Origin of the sequence: Nitrospira sp. MA-1, assembly GCA_032139905.1 — a bacterium.
Lineage (GTDB): Bacteria > Nitrospirota > Nitrospiria > Nitrospirales > UBA8639 > Nitrospira_E.
The window spans coordinates 239,396-259,575 of sequence record JAQJDB010000006.1; the positions used below are offsets into that span (position 1 = coordinate 239,396).

Consider the following 20,180-nt stretch of genomic DNA (forward strand, 5'->3'; position numbering starts at 1 on the left):
ATGTCTACTGCCGAGCCATCTGAAACTGAGCAAGAAATTCCCTGGACTGAAGAGGCTTCCTCTAGACTGGAACGCGCGCCTTTGTTCCTGAGAGGCATGGTGCGCCGTCTGGCAGAAAAAAAGGCCAAAGAATTAGGGTATGTAGAAATTACGGCGGAAATTCTAGACCAATTTAAGCAGCAAATGATGGGTTCGATGGGGGGCGCGGCAGGCATGACTCAGGCTGTCGAAGATATGGCTCAAGGCAAACTCCCCTGGACCGCAGAGGCGCGGAAGCGACTTGAGGCGGTACCAGAGTTCATGCGAAGCATGATTGGCAGGATTGCTGAAGATGTGGCCAAAGAACGTGGCCATATGGAAGTGAATGTGGAATTATTTGAAAAGGTTGAGGCCTTAGGTGATTTTCCGCTCGAGAAGAGCGTGCCTATGGAATGGACCGATGAAGCTTTGGCTTTGTTGAATAAACGCATTGAGGATTCACCTCCGATTGCCATGGAATTTGTGACGGATATGTTAAAGCGGGACGCTGAGGATTTAGCCCGTGAGCAAGGGATCGTGAAGATTGATACCGAGACTTTGATTCGTCTTTGGGAGGCTCCGCCCACTCAGGTGGCATGGACGGATGAGGCCTGGAAGCGTCTTCATACCTCACCTGATTTTGTCCGGAGCGGTATTCGAAAAGCTGCGGAACGCCGTGCGAGAAAACTCGGGTTAAATACTATCGATTCTGAACACCTCACCACCTTTAGAAATGAAGCGATGATGAAAGCCGTCAAGCGGATTCGAAGTTTTGGCTATCAGGAACTGACCTTTGATGCGTTTGGTGATGCCATGCAAAAAGTTAAACGACTAAAGGGGAATGAGCAGGCGGAACATCGTTTGGATGAGATCAGGGATTATATGAAGAAAAAGCCCGATGTAGGTTTATTGGGTGATGAACTGATGACCCGCTTCCGGAAATTTTTAAAAGGAGAAGGGAAGCTGTAACTGGTTTTGATCCTTCCTGTTTTAGTTGTGACGCTTGGAAATCATCCGGAAATTGCCCTCTTCTTACTTCCCCTGAGCCCCTTCTTTCGCAAGTTGATCGACAAGATCATTTTCTGGATTCCCGGAGTGAGCCTTCACTTTGACCCAATGAATAGAGATGCCTGATTCGATGACCGTCCGAGCGTAGGCTTCGGTAAACGGCAGTTTGGTGCGCCAGGCTCCGGTTACCCAACTTTCCAATCCTTGGTAATCAAAGTAGATCGTCATTTCTGTAATCCCTTGGGATTGACACCATTTGACAGCTTTGAGGATGGCAAGAATTTCACCAGCGACATTTCGGTGGTTCATGGCAGATCGCGGAATGTCGTTCCCCTTGTCCCGATAAATTTCTACACCATTTTTTTTGGCCAGTAACCCCCATCCCAGTCGAAGAGAGCCATCTTTTTGTGTGAAGCAGGATCCATCTACCCAAACTTCTATCGTCGAAGGCGATGTTGTTTCTGCTGCAACTGGCTTGTTCTTGATTGGTTCACTGCTTAAACGAAAAGAAAGAAATGCTTCAGCTTCTGCTCGGGTGGGGAAAGCTTTATATTCGGCTCCTGGAAAATGATGTACTTGGGCACGGCAGGCATCCCAACTCTCAAAAATTCCTTTTGTGCGTCCGCGGCGAACGGCATAGAATTTCATGAAGGCTTAGCGTGTGGTGCATTCACAACGTAGATCTTTTTGCTACGAATACTGTTGACCGGGTATTTCTCATAACGATTGTTTCTTAATTTTCTACTGTCTGACTCCGCCTTGTAGTGCTTTTATTCTATTTTTAGCCAAGTCAACTTTTGTCGCTTCCTCTGGATTGTTCCCCGCCAGTATCAAGAAAGTTTCATATTCTTGAATGGCGCGTTTGGGGTTATGGGATTCGTAAGCCTCAGCCAAATTGAATCGGGCCTGAGCATAGTTTGGCTGCAAGGCCAAAGCCTTTTCATAGGTTTCGATAGCCTTGGGTAATTTTCCAAGTTCCGTCAGGACTGAGCCGTAACTATTTAGGATGACTGCTGAGTATGGCTGGATGGTCAGGGCCTGCTCTAATGTAGTTGTGGCTTCTGTAAGTCTACCCATGCTTCGTAAGGCCAACCCAAGACGATGGTGGGCTTCCGCCAACTGTTTCGGATCAGATAATCCATATTGAATAGCTTTTTGATAAGCGTCCAAGGCTATTTCTGGCTGCTTGTTGCCGCACGACGCAAATAGGGCGATCTCCCCTCTGGCAAATTGCTGAAGTCCTAAAAATTCCTTTTCCGATTCTGATTGTCCACTTGGGTTTGGGGGTTCTTTCTCCGAGGAATCCGGATCTTTAATATAGGAGAGAAATTTTGAATGACTGCCATCTAAAAGCGTTTCATAGGGATCAAGAACGAAAACTGCCATGACCAGTTGGTCCTGTTTCCCATTGGTGTGTCGCATGAAATATTGATGGGTGGTCGTGGCTTCTCCCGTCCGGTGTAGAGTGCCAGAATCGGGTGTTTGCTCTTTTAAGAGTTGGGAAGAATGAAAAAAGAATTCACGAGCCGGGGGTAATTGCGCCAGAGTATGACGGAGGGTCGGATAATCTTCTAAGGAAAGGCCAAGCGGGAATACGGTGATGACCCCCACAAGGGTCTGGTCTTCATTGAACATGAACCATTGTGCTTGTTTGTTGGGTGATGCAGTTTCACGAAAGATTTCCTTGCCTCCGCCCCATGGAGATCCCTGCATCCCTGGTTGCAGCCAAGTCCTTTGAGCCTCTGCTTTGGTTTGGCACAAAGTGGCCTTTCCTAAGAGATTGAGGTCGCTTTCCGAAGGCGGAAGGTTCGAGGGAGGTGGGGTGCTGGCGCAATGTGGGAGTAAGCAAAAAAGCGCAATCGCTTTGAAGGAAATTGCCGGCTTTTTGCGGAGTCGATTGTGATGGTTGATCGATTTTACCATTATCACCGTCTCTTGGGGATGGATGGTCGATTGGTTGAAGGGAAGGGTGACTTGGGTGCTAGAGTCCGAATTTAATTGTGAGTGACAAATGCGGAATCAAGAAGGTCTCCATCCTACTTGCGATGGCGCGACTCACAACTATGCCGAAAAGGAATTGATTCAGAAAAGTTGCAATACCATGGTGGGCGATACTGGGATCGAACCAGTGGCCTCTTCCGTGTGAAGGAAGCGCTCTTCCACTGAGCTAATCGCCCGCGGGAGGCAATTTATCACAATGCTAGGAAGGGAGCAACGAATTCCGAGGGGGCGGCATTGCTTTTCTTGACGGTTGGAGAAAGTGTGGAGTAGGCTGAAGAGAGGGGTTTCATAGACTTGACCAAGGAGGTGCACCATGGACAAGCAAGAGCGGAAAAATGAATCTCGAAAACCGAGCTCTCCAAAAGAATCAGAGGATGTTCGAGCAGATCCGAGTGTTGCGGAAACCGGCCAGCGCTTAAAAGAAGAAATGGATGAGCTGGTTGATGAAATTGATAAAGTGTTAGAAGAGAATGCAGCTGAATTTGTCAAAAACTATGTACAAAAAGGTGGGGAATAGATGCGTAAGATTCGTTGACTTCTAAAATCATTACCTGCCCTCTTCTACTCGCCAGACATTCTAGAGCCATTGCTGTTCCCTGTTTCTTTTATCGTCATTTCTGAGTGAGGCTCTCAGGCCTCTCAACTACTCGCATATTATTATTGCTGGTTCGGTGCGATGAATCCGCTCTTGGATGATGTATCTCTTAAGTGAGGGCAATTGCACCTCTTTCTTTTATTCCGCCGAGGGCGGATCGCCGCATCTGGAATGAAAAAACAGCATTTTTCTCTCTTTTTTGTTATGATTCATTGACAATGCCGTGAGACACTTTGATGAAGGACTGAAAAAAAATGGGCGCGACGCACTTGACGGATATTGAACAGCTTATGGATCAGGTAAAAGCCTATTATCCTGAGGCTGATACCAACTTTATCAGACGAGCTTATGACTATTCTGCGAAAGCGCATGATGGTCAGACTCGACAAACCGGTGAACCCTATGTTCAGCATCCGTTAGCAGTCGCTGGGATTTTAACTTTTCTAAAATTGGACGTTCCCGCGATTGTTGCTGGGCTATTACATGACACTCTCGAAGATACCGTAGCGACCAGAGCCGAGTTAGAAAAAGAATTTGGAAGTGACGTGGCTCGTTTAGTCGAGGGTGTGACAAAAATCGGGCAAATTCCTTTTAAAACTGATGAAGAGAAGCAAGCGGAAAATTTCCGTAAAATGGTTCTCTCTATGGCCGATGATATTCGAGTGGTGTTTATCAAATTAGCGGACCGACTGCATAATATGCAGACCCTTGAAGCCTTATCGGACGAGAGACGAAAAAAAATTGCGCAAGAAACCATGGAAATTTATGCGCCTCTAGCCAATCGACTTGGTATGAGTTGGATTAAACAGCAGCTAGAGGATCTGTGTTTCCAGTATTTGGAACCGGATGCCTGGTCTCATTTGAAGTTACGTTTGGCCAAAAAGGATGAGGAGCGACAGGAATATATTCAATCCCTGATTCACCTGGCTCAGCAGGCACTCTTGAGCGTCGGACTGCCGGGACAGATTGATGGGCGACCCAAGCATCTCTTTAGCATTTATCAGAAAATGGAGCGCCGGTCGGTATCTTTTGATGAAATTTTTGATTTGACGGCTGTTCGCATTGTGACGGATACCAAAATGAATTGTTACGCCATATTGGGCTTGCTGCATTCCATTTGGCCTCCCGTCCCTGGTCGCTTTAAAGACTACGTCGCGACTCCACGTTCAAACTTATATCAATCGTTGCATACGACGGTGGTAGGCCCACAAGGCGAGTATGTGGAATTCCAAATTCGGACGGCGGATATGCATCGAATTAATGAATACGGTGTAGCAGCCCATTGGTTGTATAAGGAACCAGGGAAAGTTGGCGGACGGGACGAACAGGTGTTCAGTTGGCTCAGGCAGTTTGTGGAATGGCATAAGGACCTTGCCGATAACCGTCAGTTTATGGATTCGGTTAAGTTGGATTTATTCCATGACGTGGTGTTTGTGTTTACCCCAACAGGGGAAGTGCGGGAGATTCCTGTCGGGGCCACCCCTTTAGACTTTGCATATGCGATTCATACGGAAATCGGAGATCATTGTGTCGGGGCAAAAATTAATGGGAAATTAGTTCCACTTCGTTATCAGTTAAGCAGTGGGGATATGGTAGAAATTCTAACTTCCCCGTCGCAGGTGCCTCATCGCGGGTGGCTGAAATTTGTCCGAACTTCACGGGCTAAAACCAAAATCAAGCATTGGTTTAAGGTTGAAGAGCAAAAGCGGGCACTGGAACTTGGTCGACGTTTGTTGGAACAAGAATTTCGGCGACACAATCTTCCCGTCGCGCAATCGTTAAAATCGGAACGCCTCTCGTCAATGGCTAAGGCAAAGGGCAGTGAAACGGTGGACGAATTAATTCGGCAGGTTGGATTTGGCCGGTTGTCCCCGGATCAAATTGTCAGTCATTTTTACGAAGGGGCTGAACAAGGGCCTTCGCCTTCCCCGAAAGGTGTCCCTCTCTTCCCTCAGCAAAAAATGCCAGGTCTCCTTCGGGAGGGATCTGTAAAGTTTGGGGGAACCAAAGACGTCTTGATGCAACTTTCCAAGTGTTGTAAGCCTGTTCCCGGTGAGCCGATTCGTGGATACATTACTCGTGGGAGGGGATTGACTATTCATGCGATCGATTGTCCGAACTTTCAGTCATTAGAATGGGATCACAATCGATTGGTGGAGGTTGAGTGGGATTCGGAGCTTGATGGCACCCATTCAGTGGAAGTGTCAGTTTTAACCCTGGATCGAACGGGAGTCTTGGCTAAGGTTTCCGCTGGAATTTCTCAGTGTCAAGCCAACATTACCAGGGCAGAGATTTCTACCAGGGAGGATAGAAAAGCCGTGTTAGATTTTGTCATCGAAGTTAAAAATACTGCACACCTTGAACTTATACTACAAGAGATCCAACGGGTTGACGGCATTCTTTCTGCCAAGCGGGTGAGAGGGTGGTAAGTGAATGGTAGGCGCAGTTAGGAGGGATTGAGGTTCTGGGAAGGCAGGGAAATTGTGAGTCGGCTTCCTGGTTGGAGTTGGAACTTTTCTGCTGTTCCGGCATTGAGTTCAAGGACCTGCCAGGACTGTTTGTACGAATAGTGGCGTGGGCAGTGGTCATCTACCCTCGTGCAAATTGGGACGTTTGCTTCAATGTGAATAATGGTTCCCTTTTGGTCCAGCCATAAAATATCCAGCGGGATTTTTGTGTTCTTCATCCAAAAGGTCCAATACCCCAATTCTGGGAAAATAAATAACATGCCATGATTTTCATCCATGGCGGTCCGATACATCAGTCCTTGAGCTCTTTTATCCAGCGTGTCTGCCACCTCGGCAAAAATAATTTCTCCATTGGGTGTCGCGATGTGAGCAAGGCCCTTTGCCTGTCGATCATTTATTTCCCCAAAAGCGTTTAAGTAAGATCCAATGATTAGCCCCATGCATAAGCAAGAAGGAATGACGACGATCCAAGTTAGAAATTTCGGCCGCTTTCTCTGCTGGCTTGGTAGGTGAGGGCGTTTCATGAGGAAATCCATTATTTCATGAATGTGGCTTGGGGAGAAAGGATTTGTCAAATAAGGCATTTTCCTGTCTGAAAAAATGCAGGACAAGGGTCTTGACCAGACCATATTTGGAAATTATAATGATTCGTTTACAAGAAGAGTGAATTTGTTCCGCTCCTGTTTTTAGAACAAAACGCGAATGTTGTTGTTGATCTGTACATGCAGGGGCTAATTTCTGCCTTGTTTGTCTTCACTTCAAAAAGATCTTCATCAAATTCCATGATGTAATTCCAAAGCGGGTTAAGTAGAAGACGGTCCTACTCATTCGAAGGGCAGGTACCCAAGCGGTCAACGGGGGCAGACTGTAAATCTGCTGCCATCGGCTTCCAAGGTTCGAACCCTTGCCTGCCCACCATGACCGAATGAAAAGGACGGGATCTAATGGTTACCTGGAAAATTTTTGTAGAAAGTGATGTTTTTGCAATATATAGGTATTAAACCAAGCTGCGGGCGTAGCTCAGTGGTAGAGTTCCAGCCTTCCAAGCTGGCTGTCGCGGGTTCAAATCCCGTCGCCCGCTCCATTGTTACTGGGTGGGCTTAGATTTGTGTGCTTTTTTGAGGCGAAGATCTTTTCGAGTGAGTGGTGTAGAGCCCATGTAGCTCAGTTGGTAGAGCACGTCCTTGGTAAGGACGAGGTCACGCGTTCGATCCGCGTCGTGGGCTCCAGCAACGATAAAATTTTAAATTATTGCGTATAGCATTAAGGAAGAGGTAGGGCATGGCGAAGGCGAAGTTTGAGCGGAAGAAGCCGCATGTCAATGTGGGAACGATCGGGCATGTCGACCATGGCAAGACGACATTGACCTCGGCCTTGACGAAGGTGATGGGCGATACGGGGAAGGCCAAATTTATTCCCTATGATGAGGTGGCCAAGGCGAGTGAGAGCCAGGGGCGACGGGATCCGACCAAAATTCTGACCATTGCCATCTCCCATGTGGAATATGAAACGGATAATCGGCATTATGCGCACGTCGACTGCCCGGGGCATGCGGATTATGTGAAGAATATGATTACGGGGGCGGCGCAGATGGACGGCGCGATTTTGGTGGTGAGTGCCGCTGATGGGCCGATGCCGCAAACGCGGGAGCATATTTTGTTGGCGCGGCAGGTCGGGGTGCCCTTTATTGTGGTCTTTTTGAATAAAGCGGACAAGGTTGAAGATAAAGAGTTGTTGGAGTTGGTGGAATTGGAAGTGCGGGAGTTGCTCACGAAGTATGGCTTCCCGGGCGATGATGTGCCGGTGGTCATTGGGTCCGCGATCAAGGCGATTGAGGGGGATCAGAGTGAAGTGGGGGTCCCGTCGATTATGCGCTTATTGGAGGCCGTCGATAGCTATATCCCGACCCCGCAGCGGGCCATTGACAAGCCGTTTCTCATGCCGATTGAAGATGTCTTTACGATTAGCGGTCGGGGGACGGTGGTGACGGGCCGGGTGGAGCGCGGGGTGGTCAAGGTGGGGGATGAAATTGAGATTGTGGGGCTGAGGCCGACGCAGACGACGATTGTCACGGGCGTGGAAATGTTCCGGAAGGTGTTGGATGAGGGGCAGGCGGGTGACAATATTGGGGCGCTGTTGCGGGGTACGAAGAAAGAGGATGTGGAGCGGGGTATGGTGTTAGCCAAGCCGAAGAGTATTACGCCGCATACGAAATTCAAAGCGGAAGTGTATATTTTGACGAAGGATGAGGGCGGGCGGCATACGCCGTTTTTTAATGGGTATCGTCCGCAGTTTTACTTCCGGACGACGGATGTCACGGGGGTGGTGCAATTAAACCCGGGGGTGGAGATGGTGATGCCGGGGGATAATGTGTCGTTTGAGGGGGAATTGATCTCCCCGATTGCCATGGAGCAAGGGGTGCGATTTGCAGTGCGAGAAGGGGGCCGAACGGTGGGAGCCGGGGTGGTCACGGAAATCGTCGCGTAAGAACATAGGGGTGTATCGATGAGAGTCATTATTTCTCTAGCGTGCGGAGATTGCAAACGTCGAAATTATTCGACAATGAAAAATAAGAAAAACGATCCAGATCGGTTGGAAGTTAAAAAATATTGCCGTTTTTGTCGAAAGCATAGCCCTCACAAAGAGGTGAAGTGATTGCTGGTATGGGTCTTAGGTTGCGTTCAGGTTGGAGGGGCATGGTGTCAACGGCTAGCACGTCGGTCTCCAAAACCGAAAGTCCGGGTTCGAATCCCTGTGCCCCTGCCATAATTGTCCGTGGATTTAATGTGCCTAATAAGAGACGTTTATTGTCGGGGTTTCGAAAAAGACTGAGAGGGTAGGTCGTGTTTAAGAAGGTATGGTTTTCCATTACAGAATTTATGTCTGACGTGCGTGGTGAACTTAAAAAAATTTCTTATCCTACTAAGTCTGAAACGATTGGATCGACCACGGTGGTTCTGTTGTTTTGCGTTATTATGTCTCTTTACCTCTCTGTGGTGGATTCATTTCTCGTTTGGTTAATTAGCCGGGTTATTTAGTTTAGCATCTAAAGAAGGGAATTCATGTCGAGTCATTGGTATGTCATTCACACCTATGCGGGATATGAGGGGCGAGTTCGAGCTGGAATAGTCGAGCGGGCGAATCAATTGGGTATGGCGGATTCGGTGGCGCAAGTCCTTGTTCCTACGGAGGATGTAGTGGAATTTAAAGAAGGAAAACGCCGGGCCTCCAAACGAAAATTCTTTCCCGGGTATGTTCTCCTTGAAGCGAACGGTCCGCTTGGGGATGAGGTTGTGGCTATGATTAAAGAGACCCCCAAGGTGACCGGTTTTATTGGAGGGGGAGCCAGGCCAATCCCGCTTGATCCAGAGGAGGTGTCCACGCTTTTAAAGCAGTTGGAGTCTGGCGTGACGGCTCCGAGGGAATTGGCGAATTTTTCAAAAGGGGACAATGTCAGAATTGTGGATGGCCCATTCTTGGGATTCAATGGATTAGTGGATGAGGTTGATCAGGATCATGGTCGGGTAAAGGCGCTAGTCAGTATTTTTGGTCGATCAACCCCGGTGGAGTTGGCGTTTGCTCAAGTTGAGCGGGTTTAGAAACAAGGGGAGTTTTCCTTTTTACTTTTAAGTATTACGCAAGTCGATGCAAGGTAGGTGAAGGCATGGCCAAAGAAATAACTAGTCAAATTAAATTGCAGATTCCGGCTGGAAAAGCCAATCCTGCTCCTCCTGTTGGGCCATCTTTGGGGCAACATGGAGTAAACATTATGGAGTTTTGTAAACAGTTTAATGCTAGGACTCAGAAGCAGGAGGGAAGCATTATCCCTGTGGTCATTTCTGTTTATAAGGATAGAAGTTTTAGCTTCGTGACCAAGACTCCTCCGGCATCAGATTTACTGAAGAAGGCTGCCGGTATCATAAAGGGTTCAGGAATTCCGCATAAAAATAAAGTTGGGACAATCACTATGGCACAGCTAGAGGACATTGCTAAGTTGAAAGTAGAAGATTTAAATGCCGGTGATATTCCAGCTGCGATGAATGTGATTGCAGGAACTGCGAGAAGTATGGGCATTACGGTTGAGGGGTAAATAATATTGTGAGGCTTTTAACAGAGGGTATGCGCCGTGGGAAAGAAATTTGAATCGGCTTTAGGGAAGGTAACAAAGGCCCTGTATTCGTTGGAGGAGGCGAGTGACCTGGTTAAGCAGGCTGCTTTTGCCAAATTTGATGAAACAGTAGAGCTGTCACTTTGCCTTGGGGTAGATCCCAAGCGCGCGGATCAGATGGTTCGCGGGACCACGGTCCTTCCTCACGGAACGGGGAAAAAGGTCCGAATTTTAGTGATTGCAAAGGGAGAAAAAGAGCAGGAGGCCAGGGAAGCGGGGGCCGATTTTGTGGGGAGTGATGACCTTTTGCAGAAAATTCAAGATGGATGGCTTGATTTTGACTCCATGATTGCGACCCCGGACATGATGGGTGCTGTCGGAAGAATGGGGAAAGTTTTGGGCCCACGAGGGTTAATGCCAAATCCCAAAACTGGAACGGTGACCTTTGAAGTTGGGAAAGCCATTCAGGAGATCAGGAGGGGGCGTGTTGAGTATAAGGTGGATAAGGCCGGCAACATTCATGTTCCTGTTGGAAAAGTGTCTTTTCAGGGTCAACAAATTAGAGAAAATGCTCAGTCGGTTTTTGATTCCATCATGAAGGCTAAGCCCTCTTCCAGTAAAGGTAAGTATGTGAAAAGTGCGACATTATCCAGCACGATGGGACCAGGAATCCATCTTGACGGAGTCGCGATTGCAAAGCAGGTCAGTTGAAACTTTAATCTCAGCAGGTGAGTTCGAGGTATGAAAAAAACTGATAAAAATGAAGCTGTGGCAGTCATGCATGAACAATTCGCCCGAGCGCGGATTGCCATTGTAACGGAATGCGCAGGTATGCCCGTGAATAAAATTAATGATTTGCGAAAACAACTTCGGCAGGCGAAGTCAAACTTTCAGGTGGTAAAGAATACGCTTGCCGTAAGGGCTATTGGGGGAACAGGACTTCTGCCGTTACAACCCTTCTTTAGAGGGCAATCGGCATTGGTTATTGGATATGATGATCCGGTTTTGCCCGCAAAAGTTATACGTGACTTTATTAAAAGCGAAAAATGTGAGGAGAAATTGCTCCTCAAGGCAGCGATTTTAGACGGAGTCGAGCTGGATCCGGCTCGTATCTCGGCTGTGGCAGATTTGCCGTCAAAAACAGAATTGTTGTCGATGTTGTTGTCGGCCTTCCAAGGGCCAATTCGAGGTTTTGTCGGGGTATTAGGTCAAATTGTAAGAAGTATTGTTGCGGTATTAGCCGCAATACAAGAAAACAAAACTCAGAAAGGAGAAGGGGAGATGAGCGCAACGGAGACTAAGATGTCAAAAGAAGATTTCATTAAGGTTATAGAGGGCATGAGTGTCCTTGAATTGTCGGATCTTGTTAAGGGTCTGGAGGATCGGTTCGGTGTGACGGCAGCGGCGCCAGTTGGTGTGATGGCTGCTGCAGTTGGCGCAGCGGCTCCAGCCGCCGAAGAGCAGACGGAGTTTACAGTAGTCCTAGGTTCTGCTCCAGCGGATAAAAAGATTCAAGTCATCAAGGTGGTGCGAGAGATTACTGGGTTGGGCTTGAAGGAAGCTAAGGACCTCGTCGAAGCGGCCCCGAAGGCGGTGAAGGAGGGCGTGTCTAAAGAGGAGTCTGAGAATATTAAGAAAAAGCTTCAAGATGTTGGTGCAACTGTAGAAGTAAAGTAGTGGTAGTGTTTTCCTCATTTTGAGGACTCGGTGTGGAGACTTAGGAAGTTTCGAGGGCCAGCAGGAAGCTGAAGTGGCCGTTAATCCTTAAGGAGACAGGAATGGGACAACCAGCCTTTGAGGGCAGTGTTCAGCGACATAGCTTTTCAAAAATTCGCTCACATATTGAAATTCCGGATTTGGTTGAAGTGCAGCGCCGATCCTATGAGGAATTTTTGCAAGCGGAAACATTGCCGGATCGTCGTGAGGACAAGGGATTGCATGCAGCGTTTAAAAGTGTGTTTCCCATTATGGATTATAACAATTCGGCCATTTTAGAATTTTCCAGCTATTCTTTGGGAACTCCAAAGTATGACACGAGGGAATGTATTGAGCAGGGAATGACCTTTGCCGCACCCTTAAAGCTTCGTGTGCGCCTGGTTGTTTTCGATCAACAAGATAAAAGTGTGAAAAACAGGGTGTTGGATGTGAGGGAGCAGGAAGTCTATGTCGGGGAGCTTCCTTTGATGACCGATCGCGGCACATTTATGGTGAATGGCACGGAGAGGGTGGCAGTTAGTCAATTGCATCGATCTCCAGGTCCTTCATTCGGCCATGATAAGGGACGGACGCATTCAAGTGGCAAAGTCTTGTTTTCTGGTCGGATTATCCCTTATCGGGGATCGTGGCTTGATTTTGAATATGATGCCAAAGATATTTTGTATGTACGAATTGACCGCCGCAGGAAAATGCCGGCGACAATTTTATTAAAGGGTTTTGGTTTTAGTACGGATGATCTTCTTAAGATGTATTATCCGGTAGAGGAGGTGCGCGTCGATAATGGTGCCTTGCTCCGCAAGCTTGATCCCGACATTCATGCAGGATTGAGATCTTCTTCGGACCTCTTCGAGAAGGGGTCCGGGGAACTATTAGTCAAAGAAGGTGCCAAGCTCAATAAGACGCTCATGGGGCGTATCCGATCGGCTGGAATAAAAGAAATTCCTATAAAGCAAGAAGATTTGGTTGGTCGAGCCGTCTTAACCGAACTGGTGGATCCTGGCACTCAGGAGGTAATTTTAGAAAAAAATCAACGACTCACGGCACCCGTGTTGGAGCGAATTCTGGAAAGCGGAGTTGAAGGATTTAAAGTTATTTACCTGGATAGCCCTACCACCAGTCCTGTCATTCTGGATACCTTGGAGGCCGAGCGGACCAATTCAAAGGAAGAAGCCTGGGTTGAAATTTATAAACGCCTTCGGCCTGGGGAGATGCCATCCATTGAGTCGGCAAAGTTATTGTTTGAAAATCTTTTTCTGAATCCCAAGCGTTATGACCTTTCCCCTGTTGGTCGTTTGAAAATGAACAAACGATTTAACCTTGATTTGTCAATGGAGCAAAGGACGCTATCCGCCCAAGATATTGTCGAGGTGGTGAGATGTTTAGTGGATCTGAAGGCCGGAAAGGGTGCAGTTGATGATATTGACCATCTAGGAAATCGGCGTGTTCGTTCGGTTGGTGAGTTGTTGGAAAATCAAATCCGTATTGGTCTGGCAAGAATGGAGCGAAGCATTAAAGAGCGAATGAATCTGTTGGATATGGAAACCGTGCTGCCTCATGACCTGATCAATGCCAAGCCTATAGTCGGTGCCATTAAGGAATTCTTTGCCGGGAGTCAGTTGTCGCAGTTTATGGACCAAACTAACCCGTTGGCAGAGATCACTCATAAACGAAGACTGTCTGCTTTGGGGCCTGGTGGTTTGACAAGGGAGCGAGCAGGTTTTGAGGTGCGGGACGTTCATCCGTCTCATTATAGTCGTATTTGTCCTATTGAAACTCCAGAAGGACCGAATATTGGGTTAATTACGTCATTAGCTACGTACGCTCGGATTAATGAGTTTGGATTTATTGAAGCTCCATTTCGGAAAGTTAAAAAAGGTCGGGTAACCGATGACGTTGAATTCCTGTCGCCATTGGATGGGGATCAGGTTGTTATCGCTCAAGCCAATTCAGTGATGGATAAGGATGGGACGCTCACGTCTGAAACGATTACGGCCAGAGAAGCAGGGGAATTTGTGACCACGACCCCCGATAAGGTGGACTATCTCGATGTTTCTCCTAAGCAGGTGGTCAGTGTGGCGACTGCGTTAATTCCATTCCTTGAGCATGATGACGCCAACCGGGCGCTTATGGGTTCGAATATGCAACGCCAGGCAGTCCCCACAATTAAGAGTGAAGCACCTTTGGTCGGAACGGGCATGGAAGCTGTCGTAGCAAGAGATTCTGGATATTTAGCTATTGCTCAACGAGATGGGATTGTAGAGTCGGTAGATGCGAGAAGAATTGTTGTAAGAACCGGACTCAAGGAAAAGGATGACAAGAAAAAAGGTTCCCGTATTCTGGATACCTATGATTTGATTAAATTTCAACGGACGAACCAAAATACGTGTATCACCCAAACCCCCATTGTTCGAATCGGGCAGCCGGTCAAGCAAGGTCAAGTGCTAGCAGATGGTCCAGCGATGGATCGCGGAGAATTGGCGTTGGGAAAAAATGTGCTCGTCGCCTTTATGCCATGGGGTGGCTACAATTATGAGGATGCTATTCTTTTAAGTGAAAAAATGGTTAAAGAGGATGTGTTTACTTCTATCCATATCGAAGAGTTCGAAGTAGAGGCGCGTGATACGAAGTTAGGAAAAGAAGAAATCACTCGGGATATTCCTAATCTAGGGGAAGAGGCCCTTCGAAATTTGGATGAAAGTGGAATCGTGCGAATAGGTGCAGAAGTCAAGCCTGGCGATATTCTTGTTGGGAAAGTCACGCCCAAAGGAGAGACGCAGTTGACCCCGGAGGAAAAATTGTTGCGTGCGATTTTCGGGGAAAAGGCCGGGGACGTGAAGGATACTTCGCTTCAGGTACCACCAGGCATTGAAGGTATTGTTGTGGACGTCAAAATTTTCTCGCGAAAAGGCGTAGATAAAGATGAACGGTCTCGGACAATCGAGACGGACGATCGCGTCAAAGTTGAGCGGGACTATCAGGAAGAATTGCGAATTATCGAAGAAGAGCGAAATCGTAAGATTCGAAAGCTTTTGCTTGGGCAATTTGTCGGTAGGGATTTAATGGATCCTGATAGTGGAGAAGTGATTCTAAAGAAAAAGGGGCGAATTACGGCTGAAGTCCTTCGTAAATTGTCTGATGATGATGCGCGTAGGGTGATACTAGCTGACGCGGAAGAACAGAAAAAACTTGATGAAATTGAGCGGGAAGCCAAAGACCAAATAGAAATCTTGCAGACGCAATACGATGAAAAGGTTGGTCGTCTTCGACGTGGCGATGAATTGCCTCCCGGAGTCATTAAGCTTGTAAAGGTGTATTTAGCGATCAAGAGAAAAATTGCCGTTGGCGATAAAATGGCCGGTCGCCATGGAAATAAGGGCGTCGTTTCCAGAATTATGGCGGAAGAAGATATGCCGTATCTCCCGGATGGAACCCCTGTTCAAATTGTCCTGAATCCGCTTGGTGTTCCTTCACGAATGAATGTAGGACAAATTCTTGAGACCCATTTGGGATGGGCGGCCAAGGCTTTAGGGATTCAGGTTGAGACCCCTGTTTTCGATGGGGCATCGGAAAGGGAGATCAAGGAGTTACTGAAAAAAGCAGAGCTCCCGGAATCAGGCCAATCGGTTGTGTATGATGGCCGGACAGGAGAGCCATTTAAAAGTCCTGTCACGGTAGGATACATGTATATGTTGAAACTCCACCATTTGGTGGACGATAAGATTCACGCTCGCTCAATAGGGCCGTATTCTTTGGTTACCCAGCAACCGCTTGGAGGAAAGGCTCAATTTGGTGGTCAACGCTTAGGAGAAATGGAGGTCTGGGCTCTTCAGGCGTATGGGGCCGCTTCCACCTTGCAGGAATTTTTGACGGTAAAATCGGATGACGTACCTGGACGGTCACGAATGTATGAAGCGATCGTGAAGGGAGAAAACTTCCTTGAGCCTGGTCTTCCGGAGTCCTTTAATGTGTTAGTAAAGGAGTTGCAGAGTTTGGGGTTGGATGTGGAGCTGATCAAATCTGCTGATTAGACGGGTAGTCTGATTCTGCAATCCCATCATTCAACATAATCGGAGGAACGAACTTGGACAGTATCTATTCGCTTTTTGAAAAACCTCGTGATGCAGTTTCGTTTGATGCCATGCGGATTCGTATCGCCTCGCCTGAGAAAATTCGCTCGTGGTCCTACGGTGAGGTAAAAAAGCCTGAGACAATCAACTATCGGTCCTTTAAGCCTGAGCGGGATGGGTTGTTTTGCGCAAAAATATTTGGACCAACAAAAGATTGGGAATGTAATTGCGGTAAATACAAGCGAATGAAGCATCGCGGTATTGTATGTGATAAATGCGGCGTGGAAGTCATTCAGTCAAAAGTTCGACGTGAGAGGATGGGCCATATTGAATTGGCTGCTCCTGTAGCCCATATTTGGTTTCTCAAGGGTGTGCCAAGCCGAATTGGGATCCTTTTGGATATGAGTTTAAAGCAGCTGGAAAAGATTCTGTATTTTGAGGCCTATGTGGTCTTGGATCCTGGTAATACGAATTTGAAAGAACGGGAGCTCCTGACTGAGGAAAGATATCGGGAATGTGTTGAGGAGTATGGGGCCAATTCATTTAAAGTGGGTATTGGGGCTGAAGCTATTCGTGAATTATTGCGCAAAGTAGATATAAATGCTTTGTGGGATGAGCGCCATGTCAAGATTAAAAGTACGACATCCGCGGCTGTAGGAAAAAAACTGACGAAACGTTTGAAGGTCATTGAGGCATTTCATAAGTCTGGAAATAACCCGGAATGGATGATTATGGATGCCATTCCTGTGTTGCCGCCTGAGCTTCGCCCTTTGGTGCCCTTAGATGGTGGCCGGTTCGCAACGTCGGATCTTAATGACCTCTACCGACGAGTGATAAACCGCAATAACCGTCTTAAGCGATTGGTGGAATTGAAGGCCCCTGGTGTCATTATCCGCAATGAGATGCGTATGCTTCAGGAGGCGGTCGACGCGTTGTTTGATAACGGCCGTCGGGGTCGGGTTATTCGTGGTGCCAATAAGCGTCCTTTGAAATCCTTGAGCGATATGCTTAAAGGAAAACAGGGTCGATTTAGGCAGAATCTCCTGGGGAAACGGGTGGATTACTCTGGACGCTCGGTGATTGTGGTTGGTCCTGAATTGCGGCTTAACCAATGCGGATTGCCTAAAAAGATGGCTCTAGAATTATTTAAGCCATTTATTTTTCATAAATTGGAAGAACGTGGTGCGGCGACCACAATCAAAAGTGCCAAGCGATTGGTTGAGAAGGAGCGTCCAGAAGTCTGGGATGTTCTTGATGAGGTAATTCGGGAGCACCCGGTCATGTTGAATCGTGCTCCAACGCTTCATCGACTAGGGATTCAAGCCTTTGACCCTATTTTGGTTGAAGGTAAGGCTATTCGTCTTCATCCGTTAGTCTGTGCGGCCTTTAATGCAGACTTTGACGGGGATCAAATGGCTGTCCACGTTCCGCTTTCGGTGGAAGCCCAAATTGAAAGTCGGGTATTAATGATGGCTGCCAATAATGTTCTTTCACCTGCAAATGGCCGACCCTTGTCCATTCCATCCCAGGACATGGTGTTAGGGTGCTATTGGCTGACGAAGGATCGTGATGGTGCCCGTGGCGAAGGGAAAATTTTTTCGTCGGCAGAAGAAGTTCGGATTGCCTATGATTCGCAGGAAGTAGAAGAGCAGGCGAGAGTGAAAGTGCGAATCGATGGAGATATGATCGATACCACGGTTGGGCGAGTAATTCTTTCGGAAGTGCTGCCAGCCAGTATGCCATTTTCACATGTGAATCAGCTTATGACAAAAAAAGAGCTGACGAAATTGGTTGATCGTGTTTATCGCAAAACCGGCTTACATGAAGTGGTCGTCATGCTTGATAAATTGAAGGATTTAGGATTCTCTTATGCCACAAAAGCTGGGGTTTCTATTTGTATAGACAATATGCATATTCCTTCTCGAAAAAAGGAATTGATCGAGCGGGCAAAGGGGGATGTTTATCAAGTTCATGAGCAATACAGTGAAGGCTTGATTACAAATGGGGAGCGCTACAATAAGGTTATCGATATTTGGGCGCATGTTGGTGAAGAAGTCGCAATTGAAATGATGAAGGAAATTAAAGAGGGAGGCGGGCGAGGTGCAGCAGAAGGCCTTAATCCTATTTATATGATGGCGGATTCAGGCGCCAGGGGAAGTTCGCAGCAAATTCGCCAATTGGGCGGAATGCGCGGTCTTATGGCCAAGCCTTCAGGGGAAATTATTGAAACCCCTATTACCGCTAATTTCCGAGAGGGTCTCACTGTTCTGCAGTATTTTATTTCGACTCATGGGGCACGCAAAGGGTTGGCCGATACGGCACTCAAGACGGCAAATTCCGGATACCTCACTAGGCGCCTTGTCGACGCGGCTCAGGATGTGATTATCAGTGAGCCTGATTGTTTTACAACGGACGGAATCATTGTTTCGGCCTTGGTAGAGGGAGGAGAAGTGATTCAATCCCTGGATGAACGCATCCTTGGTCGGTTGACCGCTGAGGATCTGCTCGACCCTGTCACGCAGGAAGTCATTGTTAAGGCTCATGAAGAGTTAGAGGAAGAGCTTTGTAAGACCATTGTTGAAGCAGGCATCGATCACGTAAAAATTCGGTCGGTTCTCACGTGCCAATCCAGATGGGGAGTATGTGCCAAATGTTACGGTAGGGATTTGGCGCGCGGTCGGCTTGTAGAAATGGGTGAGCCTGTTGGGGTCATCGCCGCTCAATCCATCGGAGAACCAGGTACTCAGTTGACGATGCGAACCTTCCATATTGGAGGCACGGCCAGTAAGGTTGTGGAGCAAACTGTTCTAGCATCGAAGCATGACGGCACGATCAAATTTTTAAGCTTTGACGCAAAGAAAAATGCGGATTTTTACAATCCCAGCATGGCGGTGAAAACCCGACAAGGAGATTGGGTCGTCATGGTAAGAAATGGCAAGGTTGCGGTAATTGATGAAACTGGCCGTGAGCGTGAAAAATATCCTGTTGTGTATGGGGGTAAGATAAAGGTCCCTGATGGAGGAAAAGTCGAAATTGGGCAGAAGTTTGTGGAGTGGGATCCATATTCACTCACAATTCTGACTGAAGTGGGGGGAAGAGTGGCTTTCGGTGATATAGCCGAAGGAGTCACCATGAAAGAAGAAGTGGATGAGGTCACGGGTTTATCCCGTCGTGTGGTCATCGAGCAAGCGGGGACCAATTTGCGTCCACGCTTATCTGTTAAGGACGAATCAGGGAAGACCGCAAAACTTTCTTCCGGATCGCCTGCCCGATACCTCCTGCCGGTGGGAGCTCATATTTTTGTGGAAAAAGGCTCGTCTGTATTTCCAGGTGATGTATTGGCAAAAATTCCAAGAGAAACCACTAAGACAAAAGATATTACCGGAGGGTTGCCCCGAGTTGCCGAATTGTTTGAAGCAAGAAAGCCCAAGGAGCATGCCGTAGTCACGGAAATTGATGGAGAGGTGTCTTTTGGTGGTTTTGTGAAAGGCCTGCGGAAGGTTGTTGTGGATAATAAGATTGGTGATGTAAAAGAATACTTTATTCCACGTGGTCGACACGTCAATGTCCATGAAGGGGATTGGGTAAGAGCTGGGGAGCCCTTAATGGATGGATCTGCTAATCCGCATGATATTCTAAGCGTCTTGGGACCAAGAGAATTGCAAAAGTATTTGGTTGATGAAGTGCAAGAGGTTTATCGCCTACAGGGAGTGGTGATTAATGATAAGCACATTGAGGTCATCACCCGGCAAATGCTGAAAAAAGTGAGAATTGAAGATGCTGGCGATAGTTCCTTCTTGCCTGGCACTCAGGTCAATAAATCTGTTTTTGATGATGAGAATGAGAGGGTCCTTTCTGAGGGTGGACAGCCGGCATTAGGTAAGCCTGTCTTGTTGGGAATCACGAAAGCCTCTCTGAGTACTGACAGCTTTATTTCTGGTGCCTCTTTCCAGGAAACAACAAGGGTTCTGACGGAGGCAGCTATTAATGGACGTACAGATGATTTGCGTGGGTTGAAGGAGAATGTGATAGTGGGCAGGTTGATTCCGGCTGGAACGGGATGGGGGGCGTACCGCGAAACTTTTGTCCCCAAGCGAACGGAAGAGGTGGCGCTGTCATCAGAGGATCAACAAGGTTTAAATAAAGTTCATTCGTTAAATGATAAATGAATTTAATTGTTTATTTTATGAGTAAAAATG

At 47.5% G+C, this 20,180-nt stretch carries 15 protein-coding genes, 5 tRNA genes and 1 pseudogene; 17 read left to right on the top strand and 4 right to left on the bottom strand.

What is annotated here, in order from left to right:
- The gene (locus PJI16_08480; protein ID MDT3777595.1) at positions 1 to 987 is read left to right on the top strand and encodes a PCP reductase family protein; all 987 of its coding nucleotides are present in this window, start codon (positions 1 to 3) and stop codon (positions 985 to 987) included.
- Positions 988 to 1,050: 63 nt separating this feature from the next.
- Here the strand turns inward: PJI16_08480 and PJI16_08485 are convergent, their stop codons facing one another.
- The 3 genes from PJI16_08485 to PJI16_08495 all read right to left on the bottom strand — a co-directional run bounded on the left by PJI16_08485 (position 1,051) and on the right by PJI16_08495 (position 3,203).
- Entirely contained in the window at positions 1,051 to 1,674 is a 624-nt protein-coding gene (locus PJI16_08485; GenBank protein ID MDT3777596.1) for a ribonuclease H family protein, read from the bottom strand.
- A 93-nt stretch (positions 1,675 to 1,767) separates the two neighbouring features.
- Positions 1,768 to 2,949: a tetratricopeptide repeat protein gene (locus tag PJI16_08490; protein MDT3777597.1), complete on the bottom strand. Its 1,182-nt coding sequence runs from the start codon at positions 2,947 to 2,949 to the stop codon at positions 1,768 to 1,770.
- 179 nt (positions 2,950 to 3,128) lie between these two features.
- Positions 3,129 to 3,203, bottom strand: a tRNA-Val gene (locus PJI16_08495).
- A 137-nt stretch (positions 3,204 to 3,340) separates the two neighbouring features.
- On the opposite strand from PJI16_08495, the gene PJI16_08500 reads away from it, so the two are divergent.
- Both PJI16_08500 and PJI16_08505 read left to right on the top strand, forming a co-directional pair.
- The gene (locus PJI16_08500; protein ID MDT3777598.1) at positions 3,341 to 3,544 is read left to right on the top strand and encodes a ubiquitin-like protein Pup; all 204 of its coding nucleotides are present in this window, start codon (positions 3,341 to 3,343) and stop codon (positions 3,542 to 3,544) included.
- Positions 3,545 to 3,876: 332 nt separating this feature from the next.
- Complete coding sequence (locus PJI16_08505; protein MDT3777599.1) at positions 3,877 to 6,051, top strand: bifunctional (p)ppGpp synthetase/guanosine-3',5'-bis(diphosphate) 3'-pyrophosphohydrolase; 2,175 nt, start codon at positions 3,877 to 3,879, stop codon at positions 6,049 to 6,051.
- 17 nt (positions 6,052 to 6,068) lie between these two features.
- Here the strand turns inward: PJI16_08505 and PJI16_08510 are convergent, their stop codons facing one another.
- Positions 6,069 to 6,614, bottom strand: a complete 546-nt coding sequence (locus PJI16_08510) for a DUF192 domain-containing protein (protein ID MDT3777600.1) — start codon at positions 6,612 to 6,614, stop codon at positions 6,069 to 6,071.
- A 309-nt stretch (positions 6,615 to 6,923) separates the two neighbouring features.
- Here PJI16_08510 and PJI16_08515 point away from each other — a divergent pair.
- From PJI16_08515 to rpoC, 14 genes and pseudogenes are all read left to right on the top strand, one after another.
- A tRNA-Tyr gene (locus PJI16_08515) sits at positions 6,924 to 7,008 on the top strand.
- 91 nt (positions 7,009 to 7,099) lie between these two features.
- Positions 7,100 to 7,174: transfer RNA gene (locus tag PJI16_08520), tRNA-Gly, on the top strand.
- Positions 7,175 to 7,243: 69 nt separating this feature from the next.
- Positions 7,244 to 7,319: transfer RNA gene (locus PJI16_08525), tRNA-Thr, on the top strand.
- A 52-nt stretch (positions 7,320 to 7,371) separates the two neighbouring features.
- Positions 7,372 to 8,577, top strand: coding sequence for an elongation factor Tu (gene tuf / locus PJI16_08530; GenBank protein ID MDT3777601.1), 1,206 nt, complete (start codon positions 7,372 to 7,374; stop codon positions 8,575 to 8,577).
- 18 nt (positions 8,578 to 8,595) lie between these two features.
- Positions 8,596 to 8,745, top strand: coding sequence for a 50S ribosomal protein L33 (gene rpmG, locus PJI16_08535; GenBank protein MDT3777602.1), 150 nt, complete (start codon positions 8,596 to 8,598; stop codon positions 8,743 to 8,745).
- Positions 8,746 to 8,780: 35 nt separating this feature from the next.
- A tRNA-Trp gene (locus PJI16_08540) sits at positions 8,781 to 8,856 on the top strand.
- Positions 8,857 to 8,969: 113 nt separating this feature from the next.
- Entirely contained in the window at positions 8,970 to 9,128 is a 159-nt protein-coding gene (gene secE, locus PJI16_08545; protein ID MDT3777603.1) for a preprotein translocase subunit SecE, read from the top strand.
- A 24-nt stretch (positions 9,129 to 9,152) separates the two neighbouring features.
- Positions 9,153 to 9,689: a transcription termination/antitermination protein NusG gene (gene nusG / locus PJI16_08550; GenBank protein MDT3777604.1), complete on the top strand. Its 537-nt coding sequence runs from the start codon at positions 9,153 to 9,155 to the stop codon at positions 9,687 to 9,689.
- Between the two features lie 65 nt (positions 9,690 to 9,754).
- Complete coding sequence (gene rplK / locus PJI16_08555) at positions 9,755 to 10,180, top strand: 50S ribosomal protein L11 (protein ID MDT3777605.1); 426 nt, start codon at positions 9,755 to 9,757, stop codon at positions 10,178 to 10,180.
- Positions 10,181 to 10,216: 36 nt separating this feature from the next.
- The gene (rplA, locus tag PJI16_08560; GenBank protein MDT3777606.1) at positions 10,217 to 10,909 is read left to right on the top strand and encodes a 50S ribosomal protein L1; all 693 of its coding nucleotides are present in this window, start codon (positions 10,217 to 10,219) and stop codon (positions 10,907 to 10,909) included.
- A gap of 30 nt (positions 10,910 to 10,939) precedes the next feature.
- Positions 10,940 to 11,446, top strand: a pseudogene (rplJ, locus tag PJI16_08565) (50S ribosomal protein L10).
- A gap of 54 nt (positions 11,447 to 11,500) precedes the next feature.
- Entirely contained in the window at positions 11,501 to 11,875 is a 375-nt protein-coding gene (rplL, locus tag PJI16_08570) for a 50S ribosomal protein L7/L12 (GenBank protein MDT3777607.1), read from the top strand.
- Positions 11,876 to 11,976: 101 nt separating this feature from the next.
- Positions 11,977 to 15,942, top strand: a complete 3,966-nt coding sequence (rpoB, locus tag PJI16_08575; protein MDT3777608.1) for a DNA-directed RNA polymerase subunit beta — start codon at positions 11,977 to 11,979, stop codon at positions 15,940 to 15,942.
- 53 nt (positions 15,943 to 15,995) lie between these two features.
- Positions 15,996 to 20,150 carry a DNA-directed RNA polymerase subunit beta' gene (rpoC, locus tag PJI16_08580; protein ID MDT3777609.1) on the top strand — a complete coding sequence of 1,385 codons (4,155 nt, stop codon included), beginning with the start codon at positions 15,996 to 15,998 and terminating at the stop codon, positions 20,148 to 20,150.
- Positions 20,151 to 20,180: the final 30 nt, after the last annotated feature.

Bases quoted from the DNA above. Each gene is read 5' to 3' on its own strand.
- secE (MDT3777603.1), top strand. From the start codon at position 8,970: ATGTCTGACGTGCGTGGTGAACTTAAAAAAATTTCTTATCCTACTAAG.
- rplL (MDT3777607.1), top strand. From the start codon at position 11,501: ATGTCAAAAGAAGATTTCATTAAGGTTATAGAGGGCATGAGTGTCCTT.
- PJI16_08490 (MDT3777597.1), bottom strand. From the start codon at position 2,949: ATGGTAAAATCGATCAACCATCACAATCGACTCCGCAAAAAGCCGGCA.
- rplK (MDT3777605.1), top strand. From the start codon at position 9,755: ATGGCCAAAGAAATAACTAGTCAAATTAAATTGCAGATTCCGGCTGGA.
- PJI16_08505 (MDT3777599.1), top strand. From the start codon at position 3,877: ATGGGCGCGACGCACTTGACGGATATTGAACAGCTTATGGATCAGGTA.
- rpoB (MDT3777608.1), top strand. From the start codon at position 11,977: ATGGGACAACCAGCCTTTGAGGGCAGTGTTCAGCGACATAGCTTTTCA.
- rpmG (MDT3777602.1), top strand. From the start codon at position 8,596: ATGAGAGTCATTATTTCTCTAGCGTGCGGAGATTGCAAACGTCGAAAT.
- tuf (MDT3777601.1), top strand. From the start codon at position 7,372: ATGGCGAAGGCGAAGTTTGAGCGGAAGAAGCCGCATGTCAATGTGGGA.
- PJI16_08485 (MDT3777596.1), bottom strand. From the start codon at position 1,674: ATGAAATTCTATGCCGTTCGCCGCGGACGCACAAAAGGAATTTTTGAG.
- nusG (MDT3777604.1), top strand. From the start codon at position 9,153: ATGTCGAGTCATTGGTATGTCATTCACACCTATGCGGGATATGAGGGG.
- PJI16_08510 (MDT3777600.1), bottom strand. From the start codon at position 6,614: ATGAAACGCCCTCACCTACCAAGCCAGCAGAGAAAGCGGCCGAAATTT.
- PJI16_08480 (MDT3777595.1), top strand. From the start codon at position 1: ATGTCTACTGCCGAGCCATCTGAAACTGAGCAAGAAATTCCCTGGACT.
- PJI16_08500 (MDT3777598.1), top strand. From the start codon at position 3,341: ATGGACAAGCAAGAGCGGAAAAATGAATCTCGAAAACCGAGCTCTCCA.